The 26890-nt window shown below is 42.8% G+C and carries 28 protein-coding genes; 4 read left to right on the top strand and 24 right to left on the bottom strand.

Annotation, left to right across the window (positions count from 1 at the left end):
- Positions 1 to 142 precede the first annotated feature (142 nt).
- Complete coding sequence (locus DXA60_RS02710) at positions 143 to 514, top strand: DUF3783 domain-containing protein (RefSeq protein WP_117919286.1); 372 nt, start codon at positions 143 to 145, stop codon at positions 512 to 514.
- Positions 515 to 615: 101 nt separating this feature from the next.
- Here DXA60_RS02710 and trxA read toward each other — a convergent pair whose 3' ends face one another.
- From trxA to DXA60_RS02685, 5 genes are all read right to left on the bottom strand, one after another.
- Positions 616 to 942 (bottom strand): thioredoxin, encoded by a 327-nt coding sequence (gene trxA / locus DXA60_RS02705; protein WP_117919284.1) that lies wholly within the window; start codon positions 940 to 942, stop codon positions 616 to 618.
- Between the two features lie 85 nt (positions 943 to 1027).
- Positions 1028 to 2617 (bottom strand): peptide chain release factor 3, encoded by a 1590-nt coding sequence (locus DXA60_RS02700; protein ID WP_117919282.1) that lies wholly within the window; start codon positions 2615 to 2617, stop codon positions 1028 to 1030.
- A 24-nt stretch (positions 2618 to 2641) separates the two neighbouring features.
- Positions 2642 to 3799: a phosphopentomutase gene (locus tag DXA60_RS02695; protein ID WP_117919280.1), complete on the bottom strand. Its 1158-nt coding sequence runs from the start codon at positions 3797 to 3799 to the stop codon at positions 2642 to 2644.
- Between the two features lie 216 nt (positions 3800 to 4015).
- Positions 4016 to 5887 (bottom strand): leucine-rich repeat domain-containing protein, encoded by a 1872-nt coding sequence (locus DXA60_RS02690; protein WP_117919278.1) that lies wholly within the window; start codon positions 5885 to 5887, stop codon positions 4016 to 4018.
- A gap of 49 nt (positions 5888 to 5936) precedes the next feature.
- Complete coding sequence (locus DXA60_RS02685) at positions 5937 to 6518, bottom strand: hypothetical protein (RefSeq protein ID WP_243006728.1); 582 nt, start codon at positions 6516 to 6518, stop codon at positions 5937 to 5939.
- A 52-nt stretch (positions 6519 to 6570) separates the two neighbouring features.
- On the opposite strand from DXA60_RS02685, the gene DXA60_RS02680 reads away from it, so the two are divergent.
- Positions 6571 to 6963 carry a helix-turn-helix domain-containing protein gene (locus DXA60_RS02680; protein WP_015560663.1) on the top strand — a complete coding sequence of 131 codons (393 nt, stop codon included), beginning with the start codon at positions 6571 to 6573 and terminating at the stop codon, positions 6961 to 6963.
- Positions 6964 to 7020: 57 nt separating this feature from the next.
- On the opposite strand, the gene DXA60_RS02675 is transcribed toward DXA60_RS02680, so the two are convergent.
- The 10 genes from DXA60_RS02675 to argS all read right to left on the bottom strand — a co-directional run bounded on the left by DXA60_RS02675 (position 7021) and on the right by argS (position 15074).
- Entirely contained in the window at positions 7021 to 7845 is an 825-nt protein-coding gene (locus DXA60_RS02675; protein ID WP_117919274.1) for a SpoIIIAH-like family protein, read from the bottom strand.
- Complete coding sequence (locus tag DXA60_RS02670) at positions 7842 to 8447, bottom strand: stage III sporulation protein AG (protein WP_117919272.1); 606 nt, start codon at positions 8445 to 8447, stop codon at positions 7842 to 7844. The genes DXA60_RS02675 and DXA60_RS02670 overlap by 4 nt, the downstream gene beginning before the upstream one ends.
- Positions 8444 to 9013: a stage III sporulation protein AF gene (locus tag DXA60_RS02665; RefSeq protein ID WP_117919270.1), complete on the bottom strand. Its 570-nt coding sequence runs from the start codon at positions 9011 to 9013 to the stop codon at positions 8444 to 8446. Before DXA60_RS02665 ends, DXA60_RS02670 begins: the two co-directional genes overlap by 4 nt.
- A 37-nt stretch (positions 9014 to 9050) precedes the next feature.
- A complete protein-coding gene (locus DXA60_RS02660) occupies positions 9051 to 10217 on the bottom strand; it encodes a stage III sporulation protein AE (protein ID WP_117919269.1) in 1167 nt (388 codons plus the stop codon).
- A complete protein-coding gene (gene spoIIIAD / locus DXA60_RS02655; RefSeq protein ID WP_186899561.1) occupies positions 10214 to 10597 on the bottom strand; it encodes a stage III sporulation protein AD in 384 nt (127 codons plus the stop codon). The genes DXA60_RS02660 and spoIIIAD overlap by 4 nt, the downstream gene beginning before the upstream one ends.
- 79 nt (positions 10598 to 10676) lie before the next feature.
- Positions 10677 to 10871, bottom strand: coding sequence for a stage III sporulation protein AC (gene spoIIIAC, locus DXA60_RS02650; RefSeq protein WP_006857619.1), 195 nt, complete (start codon positions 10869 to 10871; stop codon positions 10677 to 10679).
- 52 nt (positions 10872 to 10923) lie between these two features.
- Positions 10924 to 11442, bottom strand: a complete 519-nt coding sequence (locus DXA60_RS02645) for a stage III sporulation protein AB (protein ID WP_117919267.1) — start codon at positions 11440 to 11442, stop codon at positions 10924 to 10926.
- Entirely contained in the window at positions 11436 to 12341 is a 906-nt protein-coding gene (gene spoIIIAA, locus DXA60_RS02640; RefSeq protein WP_117919265.1) for a stage III sporulation protein AA, read from the bottom strand. The genes DXA60_RS02645 and spoIIIAA overlap by 7 nt, the downstream gene beginning before the upstream one ends.
- Before the next feature lie 121 nt (positions 12342 to 12462).
- Complete coding sequence (locus DXA60_RS02635) at positions 12463 to 13155, bottom strand: hypothetical protein (RefSeq protein WP_117919263.1); 693 nt, start codon at positions 13153 to 13155, stop codon at positions 12463 to 12465.
- A 131-nt stretch (positions 13156 to 13286) separates the two neighbouring features.
- Positions 13287 to 15074 carry an arginine--tRNA ligase gene (argS, locus tag DXA60_RS02630; protein WP_117919260.1) on the bottom strand — a complete coding sequence of 596 codons (1788 nt, stop codon included), beginning with the start codon at positions 15072 to 15074 and terminating at the stop codon, positions 13287 to 13289.
- 209 nt (positions 15075 to 15283) lie between these two features.
- On the opposite strand from argS, the gene nagB reads away from it, so the two are divergent.
- A complete protein-coding gene (nagB, locus tag DXA60_RS02625; protein ID WP_117919258.1) occupies positions 15284 to 16003 on the top strand; it encodes a glucosamine-6-phosphate deaminase in 720 nt (239 codons plus the stop codon).
- Positions 16004 to 16114: 111 nt separating this feature from the next.
- Here the strand turns inward: nagB and DXA60_RS02620 are convergent, their stop codons facing one another.
- From DXA60_RS02620 to DXA60_RS02580, 9 genes are all read right to left on the bottom strand, one after another.
- Positions 16115 to 17074, bottom strand: a complete 960-nt coding sequence (locus DXA60_RS02620; RefSeq protein ID WP_117919256.1) for an ROK family protein — start codon at positions 17072 to 17074, stop codon at positions 16115 to 16117.
- On the bottom strand, positions 17067 to 17966 hold the full coding sequence (locus DXA60_RS02615; RefSeq protein ID WP_117919254.1) for a MurR/RpiR family transcriptional regulator: 900 nt from the start codon (positions 17964 to 17966) through the stop codon (positions 17067 to 17069). The genes DXA60_RS02620 and DXA60_RS02615 overlap by 8 nt, the downstream gene beginning before the upstream one ends.
- Positions 17967 to 18062: 96 nt before the next feature.
- Positions 18063 to 19379: an FAD-dependent oxidoreductase gene (locus tag DXA60_RS02610; protein WP_117919252.1), complete on the bottom strand. Its 1317-nt coding sequence runs from the start codon at positions 19377 to 19379 to the stop codon at positions 18063 to 18065.
- A complete protein-coding gene (locus DXA60_RS02605) occupies positions 19363 to 20043 on the bottom strand; it encodes a hypothetical protein (protein ID WP_243006727.1) in 681 nt (226 codons plus the stop codon). The genes DXA60_RS02610 and DXA60_RS02605 overlap by 17 nt, the downstream gene beginning before the upstream one ends.
- Positions 20044 to 20047: 4 nt before the next feature.
- Positions 20048 to 22198, bottom strand: coding sequence for a hydantoinase/oxoprolinase family protein (locus tag DXA60_RS02600; RefSeq protein ID WP_117919248.1), 2151 nt, complete (start codon positions 22196 to 22198; stop codon positions 20048 to 20050).
- 36 nt (positions 22199 to 22234) lie between these two features.
- Positions 22235 to 23512, bottom strand: coding sequence for a transporter (locus DXA60_RS02595; RefSeq protein ID WP_117919246.1), 1278 nt, complete (start codon positions 23510 to 23512; stop codon positions 22235 to 22237).
- A gap of 2 nt (positions 23513 to 23514) precedes the next feature.
- A complete protein-coding gene (locus DXA60_RS02590; RefSeq protein WP_015520595.1) occupies positions 23515 to 24213 on the bottom strand; it encodes an N-acetylmannosamine-6-phosphate 2-epimerase in 699 nt (232 codons plus the stop codon).
- A gap of 279 nt (positions 24214 to 24492) precedes the next feature.
- On the bottom strand, positions 24493 to 24987 hold the full coding sequence (locus tag DXA60_RS02585) for a QueT transporter family protein (protein ID WP_015520593.1): 495 nt from the start codon (positions 24985 to 24987) through the stop codon (positions 24493 to 24495).
- A gap of 135 nt (positions 24988 to 25122) precedes the next feature.
- Positions 25123 to 25569, bottom strand: coding sequence for a S24/S26 family peptidase (locus DXA60_RS02580; RefSeq protein WP_117919244.1), 447 nt, complete (start codon positions 25567 to 25569; stop codon positions 25123 to 25125).
- A gap of 126 nt (positions 25570 to 25695) precedes the next feature.
- On the opposite strand from DXA60_RS02580, the gene DXA60_RS02575 reads away from it, so the two are divergent.
- The gene (locus tag DXA60_RS02575) at positions 25696 to 26889 is read left to right on the top strand and encodes a PqqD family protein (protein ID WP_117919241.1); all 1194 of its coding nucleotides are present in this window, start codon (positions 25696 to 25698) and stop codon (positions 26887 to 26889) included.
- The last annotated feature ends 1 nt before the right edge of the window (position 26890 follow it).

The raw sequence follows: 26890 nt of genomic DNA, 5'->3' as shown, positions 1-26890 counted from the left end.
ACACCATTTAGGGAGATGATTTATTTCATAAACAAACCAGCATTTGTAAGATAGATTGAAATCACACTATCAAAAGTTGTTTACACCCCGCACAAAAAATTTTATAATATGCCTGTCCTATAAATTTGAAACGGAGTTATGTATGGAAAAATTACTGGTATTTCATTTAGATGATGATAATTTAAAGAAATTAAAGCAAATAGCAGGGGCTTTGAAAATCCGGATAGAGTTAGTTCCTGCCACTGATTATTTAAAAACATTAGAAATGATCGTAAGTAAGACCTCGTCCCCTCTGTTAAACCCTTTTCCCGGGGAAGTTCCATCAGAAAGCCTGATCGTATTCTGTGATTTTCCAGAGAAGAAGATGGATAAACTTCTGCTTGCGCTCCGCAGAGATCAGGTTACCATTGATTATAAAGCTGTTCTAACCCCGACAAACCGGAAATGGAATGTAATGCGGTTGTATCTGGAAATGCAGGCAGAGAAAGCTGCTTACCAAAAAAATAAGGCATAAGTCCGGAAGCAAAACTCATTTTTCAGTTTATGAATGCCCTGATAATGGCAGCATTCATAAACTAATGGGTTTCGCATGGCTATGCCTGATGCAAATAATCGCTAATCTTCTTTGATCTGTGCGATCATATCCATGATTTCTTCTCTTGTCTGCAGCCCGACTGCACGGTTCTGGAACAGTCCGTATTTCATGACAACCAGTGTCGGAATGCTCATGATCTGATATTTCAATGCCAGCGCAGCTTCCTCATCAACATTGACCTTGCCGAAGATGACTTTGCCATCTAATTCTTCTGCAAGCGCTTCGATCACCGGAGACTGCATCTTGCACGGTGCACACCACTCTGCCCAGAAATCAAGTACAACCGGGAGTTTCGCACCAAGTACTTCATTTTCAAAATTATCTTTTGTAATTGTGATAACTGCCATTTTCTGTTTTCCTTTTCCTGATGTTTAAATTCACATAATACTGACAATACCCGTATTACAGATTTGGTCAGCCAGACCTTTCCTTTTACTCACGCCCAAACTCAGAAAGAACCAGTCCCTCATTACGGTCAAGCACCATACCGACACTCCAGGAGTTGACAAACAGGAGTAGCGGTCTGCCTTTTAAGTCCTGAATCTTCTTCATGTCCGAAGTTCCGACAAGCCTGTCCATATCAATATCCTCATTCTCGATCCAGCGGATATGCTCATATGGCAGGTTGTCCATACGGATCTCTACATTGTATTCATTTTCCAGACGGTATTTTAAAACATCAAACTGAAGGACACCAACAACGCCGACAATGACCTCCTCCATACCCATATTGTATTCCTGAAAAATCTGGATCGCACCTTCCTGTGCGATCTGCTGCATACCTTTCATGAACTGTTTACGTTTCATGGTATCTACCTGACGCACTCTTGCAAAATGTTCCGGTGCAAAGGTAGGAATTCCTTCAAACTGGAACGGTTTTGCTGTGGTAAGCGTATCTCCGATTGAGAAAATGCCCGGATCGAACACACCAATGATATCCCCTGCATACGCCTCATCTACGATATGACGCTCCTGTGCCATCATCTGCTGTGGCTGTGACAGTTTGATCTTTTTATTGCCTCCCTGTACATGCGTAACCTCCATACCGGCGGTAAATTTTCCGGAACAGATACGCATAAACGCAATACGGTCACGGTGTGCCTTATTCATATTTGCCTGTATTTTAAATACAAATGCGGAAAAATGCTCATCAAACGGGTCTATTTCTCCGATGTCGGCTTTACGCGGCAGTGGGGAATAAGTCATTTTTAAGAAATGCTGTAAAAATGTCTCCACACCAAAGTTGGTCAGGGCAGATCCGAAAAATACCGGGGAGAGTTGTCCTTTTGTGACGAGATCCATATCAAACTCTGCACTTGCCCCGTCGAGAAGTTCGATCTCCTCCATCAGCTTATCGTATGCGTCCTGTCCGATCTCCTCGATCAGTGCAGGATCATCCGCTGCAATATGCTTTTCGGTTCCCTCTTTTGTTCCCTTTAACGTGTCGGAGAACGTCATGACCTCTTTTGTATTACGGTCATATACACCCTTAAAATTCTTTCCGGAACCGATCGGCCAGTTGACCGGACAGGTTGCGATCCCAAGTTCTTTTTCAATCTCGTCTAACAGATCAAACGTATCATTCGCATCGCGGTCCATTTTATTGATAAAGGTAAAGATCGGGATGTGACGCATCACGCAGACCTTAAATAATTTTCTCGTCTGTGCCTCGACACCCTTAGATCCATCGATAACCATGACTGCAGAATCTGCAGCCATCAGGGTACGATAGGTATCCTCCGAGAAGTCCTGATGTCCCGGTGTATCCAGAATATTGATGCAGTAGCCGTCATAATTAAACTGTAACACAGAAGAAGTAACGGAAATACCTCTCTCCTTCTCGATCTCCATCCAGTCAGATACCGCATGGCGTGCAGTTGCCTTTCCCTTGACGGAACCGGCAAGATTAATTGCTCCTCCGTAGAGCAGGAACTTCTCTGTCAGAGTCGTTTTACCTGCATCCGGGTGGGAAATGATTGCAAATGTACGTCTTTTTTCTATCTCTTTTCTTAAATCAGCCAAAACTATTTTATCCTCCAAAAATCCTTATAAAATCGGGATTGCCTCTCCCGCACATTCCGGCTTTATGTCAAAATAAGCAAGAATGGTTGCTGCAATATCCGAAAAGCAGCTTCTGGTTCCGTAATTAACACCCGCTCTGATCGGTTTTCCATACATTACAAGTGGTGTATATTCTCTGGAATGATCGGTTGATGGCGTACTCGGATCACATCCGTGATCTGCCGTGATCATTAAGATATCCTCGTCTCTCATTGCAGCGAGAAGCTCCGGCAGACGCTCATCAAAATAAGTCAGCGCCTTTGCGTAGCCCTCCACGTCATTACGGTGCCCGTAGAGCATATCATAATCTACAAGATTTGTAAAACAAAGTCCCTCAAAATCCTGTTTCATATACGCAATCGTCTTGTTGATCCCATCCTCATTTCCGGTCGTGCGCACATATTCTTTGATTCCTTTTTCTGCAAAAATATCAATGATCTTGCCCACAGAACGCACATCATATCCATGTCCGCACAGCTGGTCTAACATCGTCACTTTCGGTGGCTGCAGAGAAAAATCATGACGGCGTACCGTTCTTGTAAAATTGCCTGGCGTGCCGACAAACGGTCTTGCGATCACGCGTCCCACACCATTTTCCCCGGTCAGTATCTCCCTTGCAATCTTACAGTATTCGTAAAGTGTCTCAACCGGAATGACATCCTCGTGCGCTGCTACCTGAAATACTGAATCTGCAGATGTATATACGATCAGTTTTCCCGTTTTCATGTGTTCTTCGCCGTAATCGCGGATGACATCTGTCCCGGAATACGGTTTATTGCAGAGCACTCCTCTTCCGGTTCTCTTCGTAAACTCGTCTAAAATTTCCTGTGGAAATCCATCCGGGTAAGTCGGCAGCGGACTGTTTGAGATGATGCCCGCAATCTCCCAGTGCCCGATCGTCGTATCTTTTCCTTTCGATACCTCCGTCATTCTCGCAAAAGATCCGACCGGATTCTTTTCTTTTTCTCCGATCTCCATTCCGTCTATATTAAAAAATCCAAGTTTCCTCATGTTCGGCATCGAAAAATACGGACTGGATGCCGCAGCTCTTATGGTATTACTTCCCGCATCGCCGTAAGCTGCCGCATCCGGCATTTCCCCGATCCCAACGCTGTCAAGTACGATCAAAAATACTCTCTTCATGTAAAAGTCTCCATTCCTGTATGTGAAAATCCTGCTTTCCAATCCAGTTCTCTAAAGAAAAAAGCTGAGCACATGTCTCAGCCTGGTCCCCAATGTCCAAAAACCTCGGGCAACTCTGTTGTTTTTAGTATATTCAAAAATATAGAAAAATGCAATAGTATTTCATATCCTATTTTAAAAATGAGACAGCTTTAAAAAGCTGCCCCATTGAAACTGTTATTTTGTTATCTTTACTTTTTTGCCCTGTCCCTTATTTTTCAAAAGTTTTTTATAAGCCGAAAGTTTCTTTGCAGGAACTTTGATCTTTGCATTTGACTGGATACCTTTCAATGCATCCTTTCCAACGCTCTTTAACGCTGTTGATTTGATTGTAATACTGGATAATTTAGAATTGCCTTTGAAAGTTTCTTTTCCAATTTTCTTTAAGCCCTTTCCAAGCGTTACTGTCGTCATCTTTTTACATCCTGAAAAAGCTAAATCTCCAATGGAAGTTACCTTATCCGGTACTGTAATCTTTGTCAGTGCTGTACAATTTTGAAATGCACCTTTTCCAATGCTTGTCACATTTTTCCCAATGGTTACTTTGGTCAGTTTCTTATTGCCTTTCAATGCATTTGCAGCTATAGAAGTTACCTTGTAAGTGGTATTTCCAACCTTAACTGTCGCTGGAATCGTTATCGTTTTCGATTTGCTTTTCGTTTTTACAAATGCTACGGCAGTTCCCTGTTTTGTCACCTTATAACTGTTCTTCCCAGAGGTTACTGTTTTTCCCACTTCCGGAAGTTTCTGATCGTTTTCTGTATCGGTCGAAGAATCTGACTCGTCTGTAAGATACTGATACTTAAATTTATATGTTTTTGCATATTTTTCTGCGGCGGAATCTTTGTAACAAAAAATAGTCAGATCAACACTGGTGTCAAATGCACCTTGATCTATGCTTGTGACAGTTTCAGGAATTGTAATGTTTTTTAAACTTGTACAACTATAAAATGCAGAGTTACTTATACTCGTCACTCCTTTTGGAATTGTCACATTAGACAGACTACTGCACCCTGAAAAAGTAGATTCCTCTATTTGTGTGACTCCTTGCGGAATTATTACACTTGTTAGGTTTTCACAAGATTTAAATGCTACTCTTCCTATGTTTGTTACACTTTCAGGTATTATTATACTCGTTATATTCTGACAATATTCAAACGCTTCTTCACCTATGTTTGTTACACTTTCAGGTATTTTAATTTCTCCACTTTTTGCTCTAGGACACTGTATCAAAACTTTCTTTTTTTTATCATATAATATTCCATTCTCCGATGTAAAATATTTATTATCTTCAGATACCTGTATATCTGACATTCTTTGTTCCCCCGCAAATGCCCCTACACCTATACTTTTTACATTTTTAGGAATTGTCGCATTTAATAATCTAAGGCAAAAATAAAATGCGTACTTTCCTATGCTGGTTACACTTTCCGGAATCGATATGCTTGTCAAATAATAGCAATTATCAAAAGCTTTATCACCTATCTTCACCACTGTTTCAGGGATTATAATATCTCCTTCCATTTCTCGCGGGCACTGCAACAGTACTTTTTTCTTTTTATCATACAATATTCCATTTTCTGAGGAAAAATATTGATTATTTTTCGATACTTTTATCTCTTTCAGTTTCATACAGTATGAAAATACGTTTCCCTCCATACTCACCAGACTTTTTGGTATTACGACACTTGTCACATTAAAATTGTTCCAGAATGCATATTTTTCTATGCTTTTCACCCCATCCGGTATCGTAATATCTCCTCCCGAACCAGTATATTTTTTCAACACACCTTTTTCTATCACAAAACCATTTTTATCTGCTTTTGCCATCTTCACATCATCTGCCACATCAATATCCGTTACATCTCCAGCGTTCTCTTCTAAGACAGCCATTCCATCCGCATTTACTATCACTTTACCATCTGTGCTTTCCTGTAACAGATATGCTGCGGTATCATCCGTTGCAGCATTGACTGTTGCTGCGCTACCTGTACATCCCCATATCAGGGTAACCGCCAATAATCCTGCCAATAATCTTTTTTTAATCATTCCTTTTTCTCCTCGTTCATTTCAATTTTCCCATAACATAAATACTGTTTCAGGAAATTATTTTCTTTGCCATACTTCCCAGATAAGGTATCAATGCAATCAACACATCTGCCCCTTTATCTGTCAAAAATTTTACCAGTTCATAAAGAATCTTTTTCGCCTGCTTTGTTTCTTTTTTGTCTGTTTCTTTTTTCAGTTCGGACAGGATTTCCTTTATTTTATGGCATTCTTCTTCCGTCAGTCCTACATTCAGTAACTGTTCTGCTGCTGTAAGCATATTACCTGTAAGTATACCGATATCAACGATCTGGTTGTTTTCCATATGGTTCATAATCTGAATAGATGTCTGCTGCGGTTTCAATGCTTCCGCACGCTCTTTTTGCGCCATCTGTAAATTATCTTTGTAATTGATCAATTTAGCCTTTACCTTACAAATATCCTCATCGAAATCAATGTAATCCGAAGTATTCACCGCACTCACACAATAAGCAGACAATCCTGTTTCAAAACCTTTGATCTCCTCTCCGTAAACACTTCTCACCTCCTCAATAAAATTGTACTTTTCTTCATCATCGATCATGTTGTCATCACATCTTCCGATATAATCACTTAATGTCTCAATTTTTCCCATTTGTTTCCCTGACTCCTCCTTTCTTATGTCCATTATACTCCTTGGTATTCATATGAGCAATATAAATATTACGTCTGAATGCTATTTTCATATTCTGTCGAACATTAAAATAAACACATATGGGGGTGATTTTATCGACGTAATCAAGAAAATAGACCATCTACTCGAAGAACGTGGCTGGAGTGACTATCGCCTTTCCGCGGAATCCGGACTTTCTACTTCAACGATTGCAAATATGCGCAGACGAAACACAGTTCCATCCATCAGCACACTTGAGACAATCTGCCAGGCATTTGGTATTACGCTGTCGCAATTTTTTCAAGAAGAAAATAACCTTGTGGAATTAACTTCAGAACAAAAAGAATTTTTTGATAATTGGGTAACACTGACAGCCTCTCAGAAAAAACTTTTTTTCGACCTGATAAAAGAATTGAAATCACCTTAAAGAACTTTTTCCTTGTCAAAATTAAACTGGCAAAAAGGGGAAGGAAAAACAGACGCCCTACTCGGCGTCTGTTACCACGATCGGAGTGATCACGATCTTATCTGCGGAAATATTGGTTTTCCGTTTTACAATATCCTCAACCTGTGCTCTTTTTGTATCGGTCACTTCTCCCATATTAAGTACTACATCACAGTTATCATCGGTAATGCTGACCACGACATCTGAAAATCCTTTTGCCTCTAAGAGCATTTCTGCTGCGGCTTCTCGCTCCGCGATATCTGTCATTGCCACCATTTTATTCACAGCATCCTGTTTTAAATTGTCTGCAACCGATGCATTATTTACGATCTCTAATAACGCCTCTTTGTTTTTTGAACGGATCTGTTCGCGGTTTAATTTCATTCTTGCTGCATAGTCGAGATTTGCAGTGCCGGTACTTGTGAGAACCGCCTCCCCGGGATTTTCAATCTCCTCTGCATCCTGGGACGTCATGTCTGCCACATCCGCTGCATCTGCACTCACATCTGCTGCATCATTCTGACCGTCTGCCGCATTTTCTGCAACATCCTGACCGTCCGTCACAGCTGCATCTGCCGCATCGTATGTATCTTCGCCGGTTCCTGCATCCGCAGTCTCCGTCCCATCTACAAGTGCAAGTTCCTCCCCGGTTCCCTCATCTGTAAAAATCTCTTCCGCAGCCAGTGGATCTTCATCGGAAATCTCATACTCCTCCTTCAGTGCATCTGTACCTGCATTTGCTGTTGTTTCCGCTGCCGTACCGTCATCAATGTGATTGTTCATGTAACTGAAATATCCCGCCACCGCAATCATCAACGCGAGTGCTGTAATAATCAGCTGGTTTTTCTGAAATATCTTTTTCACGTTCCATCCTCCTTCGAACTCATCTTTACTACCTTAATTCTATGTGCTTCCACCTGAAATAATGCCTTTACGGCATCTGAAATATCAGAAACGATCCGCGGGCTGTCTCCCCCTTCTGCCACCACAAGCACCCCCTCGATCTCCGGAAGTATTTCTTTGCTGACATACGGAGCTTTTTCGCCGCCGCTCTCCTCATATACCGTCTCTTCCCCACTTTCCTTTTCCGTCGTCATCTCCATACTCCCGCTGTCCGTATTTGTGACTGTGGATGTATGTTCTGTCTTATCCTTTTCTATGATATCTTCCCCCTGATCTGCCACCGTGACCATGACAGAAACTTTCCCCACTCCTTCCATCTGTCCTAACACCTGTTCTAATTTATGCTCTAAATACTCCGCATAGTCCTTTTTTTCGTATTTCTGTTCCGTTTTCTCCTGCGCGGTGTCCTCTTTTTTATTTTCCGATATATGTACGCCCGTTCCACCGGAAGGCATCGCCACCACAAGAAGGAGCACCCCCACAAGGGCAGCTGCGATCCAGTCTGTCTTTTTTAACTGACGCCACTTTTTCTGCTGTAAAAACTCTTTCAGTCTCTCCGTCATCTTTCACCACCATAGGAAATCTGTATCTGTTCTTCCTCTGCCCCATAATACTGCATAAGTTTCTGTTTCAGCCCGTCAAGCACGACTTTGCTGCCCTGTGCTTTTCCCTGTTCCACAAACATCCCCTCCGTGTCATCCTCCTCTTTTTCCCCCACCGTAAGCACGATTTTTTTCACTTCATAATTTTCCGTCAGCTCCACCGAAGCGCGCTTTCCCGCAAGTCCAAACGGATCTAAATATCCATCCGCAGTACTCAGAACATCCAGTGCCGCCGCATCCTCATATTCTTTCCGGTAATAATCATTCTGCAAAAATTCCATGCGGCTTACGTCCCTGGATGCCTCACTTAAATTTTCCGTAAAAGTTTCATACCGGATTTTATCCAGCAAATCAGCATCATCACCAAAAAGAGAAAAAAGCGGCTGCAGGATACCGATCACAAACACCAGTTCCGTAAAAAAATAAATGTATTTTTTTAATCTGCCATTTGGGATCAGCTGCCTTACCACCATAAGTAGCAGAAAAAGTGCAAAAAAATTCTGAATATATTTCACAAACGTGTTCATCCATTTTCCTCTCTGTAAATGAGCTAAGGTATCAAAGTCAATATATAAAACCGGAAGATGCGACCGTCAGTGCAATCGTTAAAAAGATCAGCATCACACAATATCCCATCAGCTTTAAATAGAGCATCCCGCCCTGCGCCATCCCCTTTAAACATCCGGCGATCCTCTTATCCGCAACCGGCTCCACCACAGCGGCAGCTACCTTATAAAAAAATACGATACATCCCGCCTGCGCCATCGGCACCGACACTAAAATGACCAGCACGATCAGCGCTGCCGCACCGACACAGTTTTTGATCATGATCCCGGAGCCAAGCAAAAGTTCACTGACTCCATTCACCGCATTGCCGATCCCTGGGATCATTGCCATTGCCCGCCCTGCTGTCCCGTAAAGCAGCCTGTCCTTCGCCGGTGCCACGATCCCCTGCACGACGTTTAACCCCAGCACAATGATCCCGGCAAGCCGGATGATCCACTGGATCAGTCCGCCGATCAGTTCCATCATATTTGCAAATTTTTCCTCCTCGAAAAAATAATTGATAAATACCGTCAATATGTATATGTGGATCATCGGCACCAGAATGGTAAGAAACAGCCACTCGATCAGATATATGATCAGAAATGCCGTCTGGTAAAATCCTGACGCGCTGCCGGCACCCGCGGAAAACACCATCGCAATACTAAATGTCGGTATAAAAATCCGGAAAAATTCCACGCTTTTTTCCAACACACCGCACACAATGCCACGGAACGTCAGAAATGACTGCATCATCAGCACTGCCAGGACACAGAAAACAAGGATAAAGCAAAGATCCGACACATAAGATGACGCAAACGCACCGGCAAAATTTTTAAGCACGGAAAAACAAACGGCAAGCAGCACCACCTCCACCAGTATTTTACGGTTTTCGCGGACCGACTCACATAATTGGCTGACCAGCCAGGGGCCAAGCTGCTGATATACCGTTCCCGGATTTTCCTGATGCAGCAATTCTTCCACAAGCTCTGAGAATGTGATCCCACCATCCCCTGCATCCTGCCCCATAAAATGATCCAGTTTCGAGAAGTCCAGTTCCCCTGTCATCTCGTCCAGATAATCCGTTTTATCATTCTGCGCATTTTTTCCCGCAGCAAAAACCGGTACTGCTGCTGTCATGCACAATATCAGAATACATGCCACGCACACAACCCACTTTTTCTTCATAAAAAACTCCCGACAGTCTCTAAAAATACGGTTAAAACCGGGATACTTAAGACTAAAATCGACAGTTTTGCAAACAGTTCGATCTGATTTCCAACCGCCGCATATCCGGCATCTTTGCAGATATTCATTGCAAACTCCGCCACATAGGTGATCCCGACCATTTTTAAGATCAGTGTGATATACGTCTGATCCACCGCAGCAAACGACTGCATTTTTTTTGCAAAGTCAATGACCGTTTCCACCTTTCCAATAATATAGATAAAAATGCAGATGCAGACCGCCATACTGATAAACATACTGTATTCACTTTTTTCTTTCTGCAGTAACACAGCCAGAAGAACGCCTGCGATACCAAGAACCGATATTCTTAAAATGTCCATTTCACGCCTCATTTTTGCCCTGTTTTTACCTGTTTGCATACCATCCCTCCGCCCCGTGATGTTTTCATCCCGGTAATTTTTATAGTGCAAACAGCGACTGCATGGTCTCAAACAATTCATAAATATATGGAACGATCCAGAAGAGGACGATCAAAAGTCCTGCAAGACTTGTCAGAAACGCATGTTCCTCTCTTCCGCTGTGTTTTAACACCTGACTGATGACCGTGACTAAAATCCCGACCGCTGCAATTTTAAATATCAAATTAACACTCATCCGTAATCCAATTCCCCTCTCCTGACTGCCTGATATACCTGTTTTTCCCATGCTATATCAAAAGTATCACCAACATCATCCCCCCAATTACACTGACGGTCCCCGCCACTTTCTGCTTTTCTCTCTGCTCTTTCCGCTCCTGTCCGATCACAAAATCAAGTCTCTCTAAATAAATAGAAAGCATTTTCTCGTTCTCTTTGATATTTCTGCCAAAAAAAGCGGTACCTGCATTTGCGGTAATTTCAAGTTCCGCCGCGTGAAGCCCCAGTTCTTTCTGGTTTTTCCAAAATGCCTCCCGCCAGATCTCACTTCCGCTTCCCTCTTTTTTCGCGGCAAGACTTTCTGCGATCTCCCTGCATACCTTTTGCAGCGCGGCATCTTTTGTCAGCCCCGGTTTATCCAGGATATGCTCCATCGGGAGCAATGCAAGTGCCTCCTCCCCGGAAATATTTAACAGAAGCTGCCGGATCTCGTACAGCCTTTGCAGATGCTGTCTGATCTCACCTATCATGCTTACGGCAAGTCCGACTCCGGAACCCGCAACTAAAATACCACCTATCAGTTTCAGCATAATCTTTCTCTTTTCCCGTTAAAGACCTGAAACTCCCGTTCTCCGGACCGGCTGCGCCGGATCAGAATAAACCGCTCAAAAATTCCTTTCTTTATTCCTTGTCTCAGATAAGGCTTTTCCCATAATTCTTCCACCGTGTCCGCATGCACTGTGCCAAGAATATGCACTCCCGAATATGCTGCCTGTTCGACCGCTTCAAAATCCTTTTTCCCACCAAGTTCGTCCACTGCTATGATCTGTGGGGACATGGAACGCAGCATGAGTATCATTCCATCCGATTTTTCACATCCGGACAAAACATCTGTCCGCATTCCCATATCATTCTGCGGAATGCCCAAATGACAGGCTGCGATCTCTGACCTCTCATCCAGCACACAGATTTTCATGCCATCCCATCCCTCTTTCCCGTTTGAAAGACTGCGGATACAGTCACGCAGACAGGTTGTTTTTCCAGCTCCCGGTTTTGATACCAGCAATGTATTATAGATACTGTTTCCGTTTTTCAGATAGGGCAGAATTTCTTTTGCGCATCCTTTTTTTTCATGTGCCACACGAATATTCATAAAGCTGACATATTTTATCCCTGCAATCCCTTCCCTGTCTTTTGCGATTTCCCCTGCAATTCCGATCCTGTGTCCCCCCTCGATCGTAATATAGCCCTGCCGCAATTCCTCCTGATATGCATACAGAGAATACTCACTGATATAGCTTAACATCTCTGCAATATCAGCACCTGTTATCTTATCATCTGCATTTGTCAGACAGCGTGTTTCATCTGCATATTCAAGCTCGATTGGCTGATTTACCCGGATACGAATTTCTTCAAGTCCGTCCATCCACCCATCATCCTTTATTTTTTCTCTGATATGTACCGGAAACAAAACTTTCAGATTTTCCATATGCCTCCCCCCGTTTCTTTTAATTCATTCTATGAGACAGGCTTATTTTTATGCATAAAAAAAGAACTATAGAACATTCGCCTATAGTTCTTCTTCCTGTATGGTTATTTATAAATAATTTTTAATACCAGCTTGCATCCCGGATTTCAAGACACTCTGACACTTTTGTTTTTTCATTGTAACAGTACACATAAACATAACCGCTGTTATTTGTTAAACTGATCTTTTTAGAATAACTGGTTTTATTCATTCTTTCTGTTGTATAAGATCCACTCTTTTTCTGTACATATACTTTCGTGATCTTCCAGCCTTTGTTCATTTTAATGGTCAGCTTCTGGTTTTTATAATTCTTGTTCGTCTTAAACACATCTGTTTTGCTGAATTTTGATGTAAGATTGGTTTTTCCAAGTTTAAAAGATGAACATGGATTGGTGTACTTCTTAACCGACAATGTAGCTTTCAGGTTTACGCCCTTAACCTTACAGGTAATGGTTGCTTTTTTAATTGCCTTCTTACCAAATTCTGCACGAATATAACCGTTTTTTGCATAAACCTTAACATCTTTACTACTGCTCTTTAACTTTTTAATCTGTGATGCCTTGTTGCAGCCCATGATAGTAATTAGTGTATAGTATCCTGTATAACCATCCCCTGGTTTATAAGTAAATACCATATTTTTGTTACTATCAATAATATAAACCTTACTGCTCGCTGCCTGTACCTCGACAGTTCCCTGCGGTGCTGCTGCACCGGCTGTAACAAACATCACAACTGCAAGTGCAAATGCAATTACTTTCTTACTTAACTTTCTCATAAATCCTCCTTGTTTTCCGAAGGAAAATGCGAGCTCATTGACGAGCAGGGGTTTTTCCTCCTTGTTTTATTTCTTTTACTTTTTAAAATAGTATACCATATTTTCTTTTGGCAGGGAATAGGACCTTTTTCCTACATACGCTCCGGTGCAGAGAATCCAAGCAGATCAATACTTGTCTCAAGCACAGACTTTGTCAGTTCTAACACACGGATATAGGATTTCTGAACCATTTCATCTTCCTCTGACATGATCTTTGTCTCATGATAAAAACTGTTAAATGCATTAGCAAGATCATAAATATAGGAGCAGATCTTATGTGGTGCCGTATCCACAAATGCACTTTCGATCACTGCATTAAATTTAGCAAGTTCTAACATCAGATTTTTCTCACTCTCAGAATGTGCCGCCGTGATCACAGCGTCTTTGGCGCTCTTTCCTAAATCATGATATTTGTGCAGAATGGATTTGATACGAACGATCGTATACAGGATATATGGTCCGGTATTTCCCTCAAAGGAGGTGAACCGGTCAATATCAAAAATATAATCTTTGCCTGCCTGATTGGAAAGATCTCCATATTTGATTGCTGCAAGTGCAACCGTCTTTGCGGTCTCCTTTGCCTCTTCCTCACTGATTCCAAGATTTTCTTTGGATTTCTGGTTCTCGGTAATCTTCTTCAACATTTCATTGTCGATCTCAGATACCAGATATTCCAGACGCATAACACCGCCATCTCTGGTCTTAAACGGCTTTCCGTCTTTGCCATTCATGGTACCGAATCCTAAGAATTTTAACTCTGTCTCAGGTTTTACCAGTCCGGTCTTTCTTGCGCAGCGGAATACCTGTACGAAATGAAGTTCCTGTCTCTTATCTACCACATAAATGATCTCGTCCGGGTCATAATCTTCCTCACGCCATACGATCGTTGCAAGATCGGTCGTATTGTAGAGGGATGCACCGTCTGATTTTAAGATCATACAAGGCGGGATCTCTTTCGTATCGGTGTCTTCTTTTACATCGACGACCAGTGCTCCGTCACTGACATAGGCAAAGCCGTCATCTTTCATTTTCTGCACCATTGCCGGAATATAAGGCTGCGCATCAGACTCACCTTTCCAGAGTTCAAAAGATACGTTCAAGTTCTCATAGTTTTTCTTTAAGTCTGTCACAGACACGTTTAAGATATGGGAAAGTAATGCCTGATAGCCCTTTCTTCCATTCTGCAGCTCATAAGTTGCCTGCATGGCTGCCTCTTTGTATGCCTCATCCTCTTTTGACTTTTTACTTGCGGTCGGATAGATCTCCTCCAATTCAGAAATCGTAAACGGTGCTTCTTTCGGATATTCCCCCTCAAAGTTTTCATCGAAGTAGACAAGATCCGGCTGGCGCAGCTTTAACTCGGTGATGATCAGTCCCATCTGCAGTCCCCAGTCTCCTAAATGTACGTCTCCGATCACCTTATGTCCGACAAATTTACCAATTCTTTTGATGCTCTCTCCGATGATCGCGGAACGTAAATGACCGACATGCAATGGTTTTGCCACGTTCGGTCCGCCGTAATCGATCATGATGGTCTTTGGATTTTCTGCTTTTTCACATCCAAAACGTCCCTCATCTGCCTGCATGTCTGCCACATAGGATGCTAAAAATGTCTCATCCAGTTTTAAATTTAAGAATCCCGGTTTTACGGATTCTGCCATGGAAAACATGGATGTCTCTGCAAGTTTTGCTGCAACCTCATCTGCGATCATAAACGGTGCTTTTTTGTACTCTTTTGCAGCTGCCATTGCGCCGTTGCACTGATATTCACAAAGATCCGGTCTGTTAGATAAAGTAACCTTTCCATATTTTGCATCATAACCACAGTCTGTGAATGCTTTGGTCACTTCATCCGTAATCAAATCTAAGATTTTCTTCATTGTATTTTCCTTTCCAAAGTATTTCTGTCTAAATTAGTCCTTTTCTCGTCTATTATATCATAATTTAACTATTTCTCAAGCAAAACCCTTACCGCAATTCCTTGTTTTATGAAAGTACTTTCCATTTGCCCCGATTCTTTTGACTAGTTCTGTTTCACTTTCTATAATAATCCTATCATAAACAAATGATACAGAAAGGAAATTATCACATGAACATTTATAAGGAAAAAGACTATGCCGCCGTAAGCCGCCGAGCTGCAAATATCATTTCCGCACAGATCATCCAGAAACCAGACAGCGTCCTTGGGCTGGCAACCGGTTCTTCACCGATTGGTACTTATGATCAGCTCATTGAATGGTATCAAAAGGGGGATCTTGACTTTTCAAAAGTATCAACCATAAATCTTGACGAATATTTAGGACTTGCTGCCAACGATCCGAACAGTTACCACTATTTTATGAATAAACATCTGTTCTCTAAAGTCAACATTAATGCAGAAAAGGTTCATCTGCCAGATGGAACCGCTTTGGATATCGAGACTGAATGTAACACTTATGATTCCATGATAGGATCTTTAGGCGGCATTGACTTACAGCTTCTTGGGCTCGGTCATAATGGACACATCGGTTTTAACGAGCCGTCCGATTCCTATACCGCAGGCACACATCTCGTTCACTTATCCCAAAACACCATTGAGGCAAATGCAAGATTATTTTCCAGCATTAATGACGTTCCCCGCAAGGCAATCACAATGGGAATCAGAAGTATCATGTTTGCAAAACGCATCCTTTTAGTTGTAAGTGGTGCTGATAAAGCCGACGCACTTTACAAGACAATCTATGGTCCGATCACACCACAGGTTCCGGCTTCCATCTTACAGCTCCATCCAAATGTTTCCATCGTTGCAGATGAAGCAGCTCTTAGATAACGATAAATTCTTACAAAACATAATCGCGTGAGCCAAAACTCATTATTTCGGCTCACGCGATTAATTCATGACAATAGAATGTTCGCAGAGCGTGCATTCTATTGTTTTATGCTACAGAATATTCTGTTGTATACAATAATATACTGCTCCAATCAAGCCTGCATCATTTCCAAGTTCAGCCGCCTTTAGTTCAAGATGCTTCACAAAATGAGGCATACATCTTGCCATCACTTTTTCCCTCAGACGGTCAATAAACAGCTCCTTTTGTGCCGAGACTCCCCCACCAATCAAAATCAGTTCGGGATTAAAGATATGAACCAGTCCGACCAGACCGGAGGCAATGTCATCGATCCAGGAATCAAGCAGTTCCAACATTGCAGTGCTGCCCTTTTCTGCTTCCGAAAAAATAAATCTTCCGTCCAGTTCCTGTTCTTCCGGAAGTATTATCTTCCCGCAGGATGCCGCATCTCTGACTCTGCGAATCAGAGCAGTGGTTGAACCATAATGCTCCATACAGCCATGATTGCCACACGAACACAGCTCACCATCACTGTTTATCACAATATGTCCGATCTCACCGGCAAGACCATTTGCGCCCAGAAGGATCTTAGAATCTACAATGATTCCACCTCCAACACCAGTCCCAACCGTCATTACAATAACATTCCGACGGTCTGCTGCAGCTCCGATCCACATTTCTCCAAGAGCCGCCGCATTGGCATCGTTCAATACCGTCGTCGGGAGATGAAACATTTTTTCCATCTCCTCTTTGATCCGGCTTCCTTCCCAGTTTTGAATATGCCCTGCTGATCCGATGACAACACCATTTACCGTATCAATGCCGCCGGTAGCCGACACACCAATTCCCGCCAGCTCCTGTTCCGTCACCTCGTGTTCCGCAAGAAACAATTTCATACTTTTTAAAACTGTCTTAAGAATCGGTGTCTCATACCTGTCAAATGCAACATCGTAAGCCTCACTATACCGGATTACACCCTGTTCATCTACAAGCCCAAGTTTTACGGATGTACCACCTATATCCACACCCAAATATGTTTTTCCGTTACTCATTCCGGATTTTCTCCTTTTTTACATCTTCCATTGCACCCTTATGTTTTCCTTGTATGGCAGATAAAGTCTCTTTATATTTCTGTGCCTTAAAATACGAATCATTTGCAAAATAATACGAATACAAAATATCGATCATGACCAGAATCGAAAACTGTGGTGAAATTTTCGTACCTGTATCCAGGTTTTTCAGATAGGCAACCCTTAACACTTCATCACATCTTGCCGCCGTCTCCGGTGCCGGATTCGCAGTGATAAAGATTACTTTTGCATTTCTGCTTTTTGCGATGCGGATACTTTCCACAATCTCTCTCGTCGTTCCACTGAGAGAAATTGCAATGACAAGCATCCTCTCCTCAACCAGTGCTGCACTCATCTGTATCATCTGTGAATCTGTTACCGCAGTCACATCCAGTCCGATCCTCATAAAACGGAGCTGAAATTCCTCTGCGACATTGCCGGAACTTCCCATTCCATAGACAAACACACGCCGGCTTACATTTAACAGTCCGGCAATCCGGCGGATCTGGTTCTCATCAAGCAATTTAAAATTTTCCTGCAGCAGCTTCTGATAACTGCTCTGTACCTTCTTGGTAAACAGACTGATATCTTTCTCACTGACTGTTCCATTTTTTTCCTCTTTTAAGTCCTTTTCGTATGCAAAAATAAATTCACGGTATCCCTTAAATCCACATTTTTTTGCAAAGCGTGACAATGTTGCCTCGGATACATAGAGCAGTGCTGATATCCGCTTGGATGAAAAATCTGTCAGCTCCTCATTATTTAGAAAATAATTGGCAATCGTGTGCTCTACCTGCGTCATATCCGACTGCGCAGCCTCAATCTGGCCTTTCGTCTCATTCTGGTTAAAAATTATATATCTGCTATTCTTCAAGGTTCCATCACCTGTTCCTGTTTTATTACAATAATGTTCCCATTATATTCTTTTTTCACGCAAAACACAAACAATCTGTGAGGACAACAGTATCCATTATATCAAATTTTTCCCCTCAAACTTACTCAGTGCAGTCTGCTTTGTATGTGCATCCGCACATGCCTTTCCTGCCGCATCTCCCATATCAATCACCGTCGGCTGGATACGGATACTCGCCTGAGCCAGAAATGTTGTAGAAATACATCTGCCGATTGTTAACAGATTGTCGACCTGCTCATTGATAAGACACCGGTATGGAATCTCATAGTATTCTCCCCTCTGATACTTCTCCATATGGACAAGTCCTTTCGTTGCAGAGTGTACATCAATATACCAGTCTCCTTTTGCCACTGCATCTTCAAATCTTGCCCTCTTTATGTAATCGTCTTCGCTCAGCACATATTTTCCGACAATACGGTAGGATTCCCGGACACCGAGTGCTGACGCTTCCCGAATCAGATACGCATGTTCAAATCCCGGCATACATGCCTTTAAAAATGAAACCAGCCGGAAGATCATCTTATGTCCTTCCGTTACAGCTCTGCTCCGTGCCCACACATCGGTATTCTTCTTCATACTACTGATATGCGGACAGTTAAATGTCATACAACCCGGCTGATCTGGAATGGAAAAACACTGGTAGTAAACGAGATCTTCCTCTTTCAGATATCCAAGTTCCACCCCTTTTCGAAAAACCGGTTCAAGTTTAAAATTCTTATTCCGCACCATTGCAGATTCAAAAAAGTATCCTTTTACCAGCGGAGAAAATTCATCATTTAAAGACAAACAGTATGCCCGGTATTTTTCGACATCAATACCACCCATCTCAAAACGCAGCGATGTCATCTGGTTATTTCCGTTCTCATCCCCGGCGGTATATGCTACTCCCGCCATTCTTGAAAGAACCGCATCCCCGGTGGCATCAACAAATTGTTCTGCCTCTATCGCATATACACCTTCCTCAGTCGTCACGAAAATCTTTTCAATTTTCTGATCTTTTACCTGACAGTCGGTCAGCACTGCATCATATAATATCCCGCCTCCATATTCCAGAAACATCTCCTCTAACACAAGTGCTTTTGCCTCTGCTGTGGAATGTATATATTCCATAATGCCATCTCTGGTAGTGACCCCTTTTTCTTTCAGGCGTCTCTCAATCTCATGAAATATCTCTCCATGTTCAACAAAAGACTCCATCATCGGATTCACCAGCGCATTGACAGCCGCCCCGCCAAGTGCAAGGCTTTTTTCCACGATCAAAACCCTGTTTCCTTCTTTTGCCGCACGGATTCCCGCTGCCGCCCCGGCAGTGCCACCGCCAACTACAACCGTGTCGTAGTTTCCAATCACCTTTATTTTATCCCATTGATACATTCTGTTTTCCACCCTCATTTTTCCGTAATCGTTCTTCTGCTTCCTGCATCCGTTCCCGCAATGTCTCTTCCGGCAATATGCCTTCCGACAGCATTACCATATAATCTGTCATCTGTGGAAGAATCTCACTCTTCATATATCTTCCCGCAAAACTGTGTGCAGCGATCTCGCTGACTGTTGTAAGCGGTCTTTGCACCGTACCAAAAATCGTCTTTTTCTGCACAGGATCAAGCCGCATACCGACTTTCCCAAGCGTTGTAAATTCCAGAAAATGATAAAACTCATGCGCAAGATGCAGCTTTATGAGCCACTGTTCCCCTGTCTCCACTCCGTTTTCCTTCAGAATCTGTTGCTTTCTGCGCAGATCCGGCATAAAAAGTTCAATCTTTTTTTCCTTCCCGCCACAGGTGATCTGCGCCCATACCTCATAGTTTTGCCCATGATGTGAAAATTCCCGTTCATCCTGCAGAATGGCAACACCGGAATTCACCAGTATTGCCATAATATCCGCATCTTTATACTGCTCAAATGCCTCCTGTCCGCATGCGATCGCTTCCGTCACATAATCCCTGCATTTCTCCTTCGGGATACAGGGTGCCAGCCGGTCATTCATCAGTTCCATCATCGCATATTGTTCTTCTGTTATTGATTTAAGATCATACATTGTCTCAATCCTTTGCAGCGACTGCAATAATTTCCTGATCATCCTCAACAAATTCCAGTTCCATCTCAGCTAGACCGAGCAGCTGCTCTTTGTTTAAGACACCGCTTAAATCACTCATTTTCTGACCAAAAAATAAGTACGTTTTCGGCAATGTCGCACCAGCGTCCGTATACTGTGTCATACCGTCCACAAATTCCATGAAATCTGTTCCAATCTGATCTTTGTGAAATACTCCAATTTTTGCAATATTTTTCTGAAGACGTATAACGCCTTCCTCATCGATCATGCGCACCAGTTTTTTCTTTGATTTAAATAATCCTAGAAAGCCGCCTTTTGCCACATTTACATAGTACGCATGCCATCTTCCTGCCGCTGCTTCCCGCTCAACCATATCTGTCGTTGTCTTCTCGGCATCCGCTAAAATCTGCTTCTGTTCTTCCTCCGAGATGGTCTTTGCATTGCGGTCCTTGGTACGCAGCTCTGTCGCTCCTGTTGCGATCGCTCTTAAAATATTTTTCTGGCTGTCGATTTCAATCGAAATATCAACCGTTGCTGCATCTGCGCCTGCCCTGGTGATCACTTCCATAATATCATGGCGGATTTTACGGATATCCTCATCCGTAGGGTTTGCAACATTTCGCTCCATCTGCTCACGCACAAGTGCCAGAGAGACACCGATCGTAGAAATGTACGGTGCATTTTCCGCAATCTTATGCCGGATTCCCATTTTTTCTCCCAAATATGGTACGACAACCGACGCCGAACCACCACCACCGACCAGACAGATCAGGTTCGGATTCAGATTATAATCTGCAATCAGTTGTTTTACAATCTCGCCAACTTTCGTCATCGCAATATCCATTGCCTGACGGCACAGTTCTTCCACCGTGCTCCCCGTCATAGATGCCAATGCACCCCATGCGATCTTCGCTGATTCCACATTTCCGGCAGCATAGTCATCCGCCGGCACATAACCCAGAATATTTGCGGCACCTGCCAGTGTAAGCGCATAGCTCTCGCCATTTGCACAGGCAACGACCGCATAATCCGATGTATCGTCCTCGCGCGGTGCGATCAGCTCTATCTTTGGATTCTTCATCTTATCGGTATCAGTAAAGACCTCATACTCTTTCTCTGCGATATGTGCGGATCTTGGTCCGACATCTGCGATCTTACCTCCACGCACCACGATCATACTGCCTCCGGCAATTCCAAGTGTACGCACATCCAAAGAAGTCAGATATAACTTTCTTCCCCCGATCTGTGCATTTTTGATCATAACCTTGCCATCTTTGATCGCTGAAATATCGGTCGATGTTCCACCTGCCTCAAGGAAAATGCCATCTGTCAGTTTTTCATACATCAGTGCTCCTGCCACACCTGCTGCCAGGCCGGATAGCATCGTAAGAATCGGTCTCTTCCGCACCTCATCGATACTCATGACGCCGCCATCACAGCGCATGATCATCAGCGGTTTTTTAATACCGGAATCTTTTACCGCATTTTCCGTCATGTTGGCAGTCTCCATCATTTTGGGGATCAATGCCGCATTGACTGCTGCTGTTCTCGTCCTCGCCTGCAGTCCGTAAAGCTGGGAGATCTCATGTCCACCTGTAGCGACCAGTCCTTCTTTTACCGCCAGGTCAATAACTTTCTGCTCATTTTCCGGATTATCAACAGAGTAACTCTCCGAAGCCACGATCACCTCCACATTTTTCAGTTTCAGTGCATCGATTGCCTCTTTTACAGCCTCATCGGTAAGTGAGGCTGCATCTATAAATTCATGCTCTGTATATAAATATTTTCCCGGTGCCAGCTCGATATTTCCGACTATCGTCTCCTTGCGGGAACGTTCTGCCTCCATACCACTTCCCATGCCAACAATACCAACACGTGCCACATCTCCCTCTAACAGGGCATTGGTTGCCTGTGTGGTTCCATGTGCGATAAATATAACATTATCCGGAGAAATTCCATTTTTTGTGAGTACCGTATTGATCGCCTCAATGATTCCCTGTGCCACACCGCGCTCGGCATGATGTGTCGTCGGCACTTTTTCTTTTGCAATGACCTCATAGGTCTCATTATCTACGACTACGGCATCCGTAAATGTTCCTCCGACATCGATTCCGATTCTTACCTTTCTGTTATCCATATGTGAAACATACCCTCCTTGAATGATCCTTACTGTTTAGAATAATGCTACTGCTGCGTAAATCAAGATTCCAAGTGCCATTACCATGGTGTATGGAAGTGTTGATTTCAAAATATCATTAACATCGACTTTTGCATAATCTGCTACGATGACATTCTGTGTGTTTGTCGGGTCTGATACACACTGTACCACGCTGGTACTACGAAGTGCCATACCAACTGCTGGTGCACTCAGTTTTCCTGCTGTCAGGAAAATATTTGCGAGACCAGAGCCAAGACCGTACATATTTAACGGTCCACGATACAGAGCCAGTGGAGAAAGAACTGTAAAAATTATAATGTACATAATCGGGTTTGATGGAAGAATCACACTAATGATTGGCTGCATCAGAGCAGATGTTTTCTGTGCTGCCACTCCATTTAAAAGAATTCCAATACCAATCATCAGACCGATGACTCCTGCCACATCCTTAATTCCCTCTACCATGGAGCTTGAAAGAACCTGAATACTTGAAGACGGCTTCGTAATTAATGCTGTTACAATAATTGCTACCACCAAGCTTGTCTCCGCATTCCACTTAAAGAAAAATACCAGTACGATAGGAAGAAGCGGCATCAGCATGGCAACCGGATTAACCTTTTTAGAGTTGGTTCCAGCATTCATTGCCCATGTACTTCTGACTGTCTTTTTATTTACATTGATTAAAATATATGCAACCGTCACAACCGCACAGATCAGTCCCATCACGATGGAAGATGTTTTAATAACCTCCATATCCATTCCAATGGTATCTACATAAATCTGGTACTGCGATACATTAAAAAGAAGTCCAATGTTTAATCCAAAAAGTACGAGACTTGCTGCCACGATCGGCTCAATTCCCGCAGACAGTAACAGCGGAATTGCAATCTGAGCGACCATAATAACAGGACCTGCACCACTCATAGCAGTAAAGATCAGTGCCGTTGCAGCAGTCAGTGCCAAAGCGATCATAACCGGCTTATCCCCTGCCAGCTCTGCTGCCTTACGGATAATGGCATCTGAAATTCCCTCTTTCTGAATTACTTTTGCAAAAATTGCACCAAATACGGTAACAATAATGGTGCTCGCAAGACGGGATGCTCCACCTGCAATTACATAAGAAGTAATACTCTGTGTTTCTGCATCACTTGATATAAATGGAACTCCTGCTACTACTGCGATTAAAATTCCCATACATGGAAGTGCTAAAATCGCTGGCATCTTTTTTGTCATCATAAGAGCAACTCCCGCTAAGAAGATTGCCAAAATTACTATTACCTGTAACGTCTGCATACCTATTCTCCTCCTTCAATCAGTGCATTTGTAAACTTTTTCGTGATGAGCTGCGGTCTTGTAATCGCCCCACCCACAACGACACTATAACATCCAAGTTCAACCACTCGTCTGGCTTTCTGCGGCACATCGATATTTCCCTCAGCAATTACCGGATGATGTACCTGTTTTAATATCTTGCGTATAATTTCAAAATCATTCTGTTCAATTTTGTCATTTACGCTGTACGGCGTATATCCCACAAGTGTTGTTCCAATAAAATCAAATCCAATTTCATCTGCAAATAATGCTTCCTCCACCGTTGAACAGTCTGCCATAAATTTTTGATCCGGATATTTTTCTTTCACTTTTTCAAAAAATTCTTTCAGATAAGTTCCATCTGGTCTGATGCGCTTTGTTGCATCCACTGCAATAATTTCTGGTTTTATCTCCATCAATGCATCTACCTCTTTTAAGGTCGGTGTAATATATACTTCTGAATTGTCATACACCTCCTTGATAATACCGATGATTGGAAGTGAAACATTCTTTCTTATCTCAAGAATATCTTCTACCGTATTTGCCCGAATTCCTGCTGCTCCACCCTCATATGCGGCTTTGGCCATCCGCCCCATAATAAATGATGAATGTAAAGGTTCATCTTCTAGTGCCTGACACGATACAATCAGCTTGCTTCGCAAATTCTCAAACTGCGCTTCCATTCTCTTACTCCTTTCACATCACCTTTGGGATCCTCTGTGATATAAATTTTATACCCCGAATTTCCGGTTTTTTCAACGATTTTACCCGATACTGAATCTACTTTCCTTCAAAATTGATATTTTTTGTTTTTGCGAAACTTCTTTCACAAAATTCTTTCAGAATTTCGGTTTCTTTTGTACACTTTTGCACAAATATCAGAAGAAGGTTCATCAAAATTGACAAAAAAAGAGTACTGATCACAAGCTGCACTTATAATCAGTACTCCTTTTCTGCCCTCACTAATCTTCGTTTTTAAAGATCACACTGCGGTAATTATTTAACACTTTATACAAGATCATACCTAACACATAGCAGGAGATCACTTCGCCGATTCCGACAGTCAGCATAAAGAATGGGATCGTCCCCTCTGCCATGTACACATATGCCAGAACAAACGGTACAATGATCGTATTTGCCACGATCGGTGGTAACGGAGCCAGCCATTTGTGCTTTCTTAACGCATAAGTTCCACATGCCCCGATCAGTGTCGCAAGACTGCCAAACACAACATCAAGCGGCATGCAGCCGGTGAGCAGATTGCTGAGCAGGCATCCTATAAAAAGTCCCGGAATAGCTGCCGGTGTAAATACCGGTAAAATGGTAAGTGCCTCGGAAATCCTGACCTGAATTGCGCCGGAAGCAAGATTGAATGCACTGATAAAATAAGTCAGTACAACATAGATAGCTGCGATAAGTGCAGCTTGCACGATAAGTAATACTTTTTTGTTTCTCATTTGTTTCTCCTTTAGTTTTGTTTTACGAGTGGAAGGTCTCGAACACTCGATATTACTGCAACTTCCTGAGTCTAACATAACTTTTGGAAAAAAGCAACACCCCGGCAGAAACATTTGCTTTTTTATATATTTTATTTATTTTTGTATAAATTTATTTATATGCAGCTTTCGCACCCATGCAATAAATGACCAAAATATCCCTCTCACCGGTCGCAGCAGCAGCCACATACCTGATAAAATTACATAAAATGGATTTTTCACGCTGATGCGGTGTCCATTTCTTACAAATGCAGTCAGAATCCCCTTTATCTGGTCTTCCTGCACCGGTCCTTCTATCTCCATCTGATTATCACCGACCATATAAAACTGACCATCCCTGCATTTTACGACACGGTGTAAAACCAGGATACTTCCTTTTCTGCGATATAACACGACATCTGCACGCCGAATTTTTTTTACATCTGCCTTTTTTATGACTGCAGCATCCCGCCCCGGCACAAACATCGGGTACATACTATATCCTTCGGGATAAATCTGTATTACTTCCCCCGCTTCTAATAACTGCTCGATATCGTACTTCATTACATTCCCCCGTTAAAATCACTCCGTCTTTTTTAATTTCATGACATCCGGAAATATTGTAGCATTTCCATTTTGCTAATGCTATAATATTTCCAATTCATTTTCATGTAAAGGAGCCGCAGCCATATGAAAATATCTGACGGATTTTTTAAAACAACACTTTCCTCTGTTCCCTATGTTCTTCCCTATGGGCAGAACATTGCTGACCATGCCCGTTCTCTGCGTCTGAATGAGTCTGGTGCCATTTTATGGGATGCTCTCTCCACCGGTGCGGATAAAAGCACACTTTTGTCAATCATGAAAAACCACTATAATGCAGATGAAACTATGCTGCCACAGTTCGAATCTGACTTGGACAGTTATCTTTCCACCTTAAAAAAACTTGGCATGCTTTCTGACAATACACTGACACAAACTGCCTGCCCAGATCATGTCTGGACCGGCAATACTTTTCCTGCACTTTTTTCCGACAATCACGCACTTAAATATTTTAAGATCGGTATTCTCTGCTTCTCATGGTCCGGTCCGGATGTTTTGTTTGACACTTATTTTAAAGATTTTTCCTGCGAAGCCGCTGTGGCTGATCAGGCCATTCTGGTACAGACCGGAAAGCCGTCGGGGCTTTTAGAAGGAACACTGCTGCTTAGTACTGCCGAGCTTACTATCTTCGACGTTACAGACACTTACCGTTTTGTCTTTGGCACCCACTGGGGTATTCATGAAATGCGTGTAAAAAAAGACGGTTCCGCCGCCGTCCTCTACTGCACCGACGACTACACCACAAACCACGCAGATGATATCTTTCATGCACTGCGTTTTGCTTTCCTGATTGTTGCAGCATGGCATGACCTTTTTGTCCTGCATTCGGTTTCCATATTATATCAGGGCAAAGCCTGGCTCTTTTCCGGCAGTTCCGGCACCGGCAAATCCACACACGCAGACCTCTGGATGAATCAGTACCAGACTCCGGTTTTAAACGGAGATCTGAACATCCTTGGCATAAAAGACGGAATGCCTTGCGTATACGGTCTGCCCTGGTGTGGAACATCTGAAATATACACCACCACGACCTATCCACTTGGCGGCATTGTATTTTTAAAGCAGGCTCCTTTTAACCGTGTCGATTTTCTCTCTCTGGATGAACAGGCACTTTGTCTGGTGCAGCGCATGATCTCTCCGACCTGGACAAAAGATCTGGTGCTAAAAAGCCTTGCATTTGCAGAAAAACTTGCCCCGCTGACACGGATTTTCCGGTTGAACTGTACCAAAGATCCCGAAGCTGCAGCCGTCATGAAAGCAGCTATCGATCTGTCTGTCTGAG

This window comes from Roseburia sp. OF03-24 (assembly GCF_003463035.1).
Classification (GTDB): domain Bacteria; phylum Bacillota; class Clostridia; order Lachnospirales; family Lachnospiraceae; genus Roseburia; species Roseburia rectibacter.
This window is presented reverse-complemented; position numbering and strand designations above follow the sequence as displayed.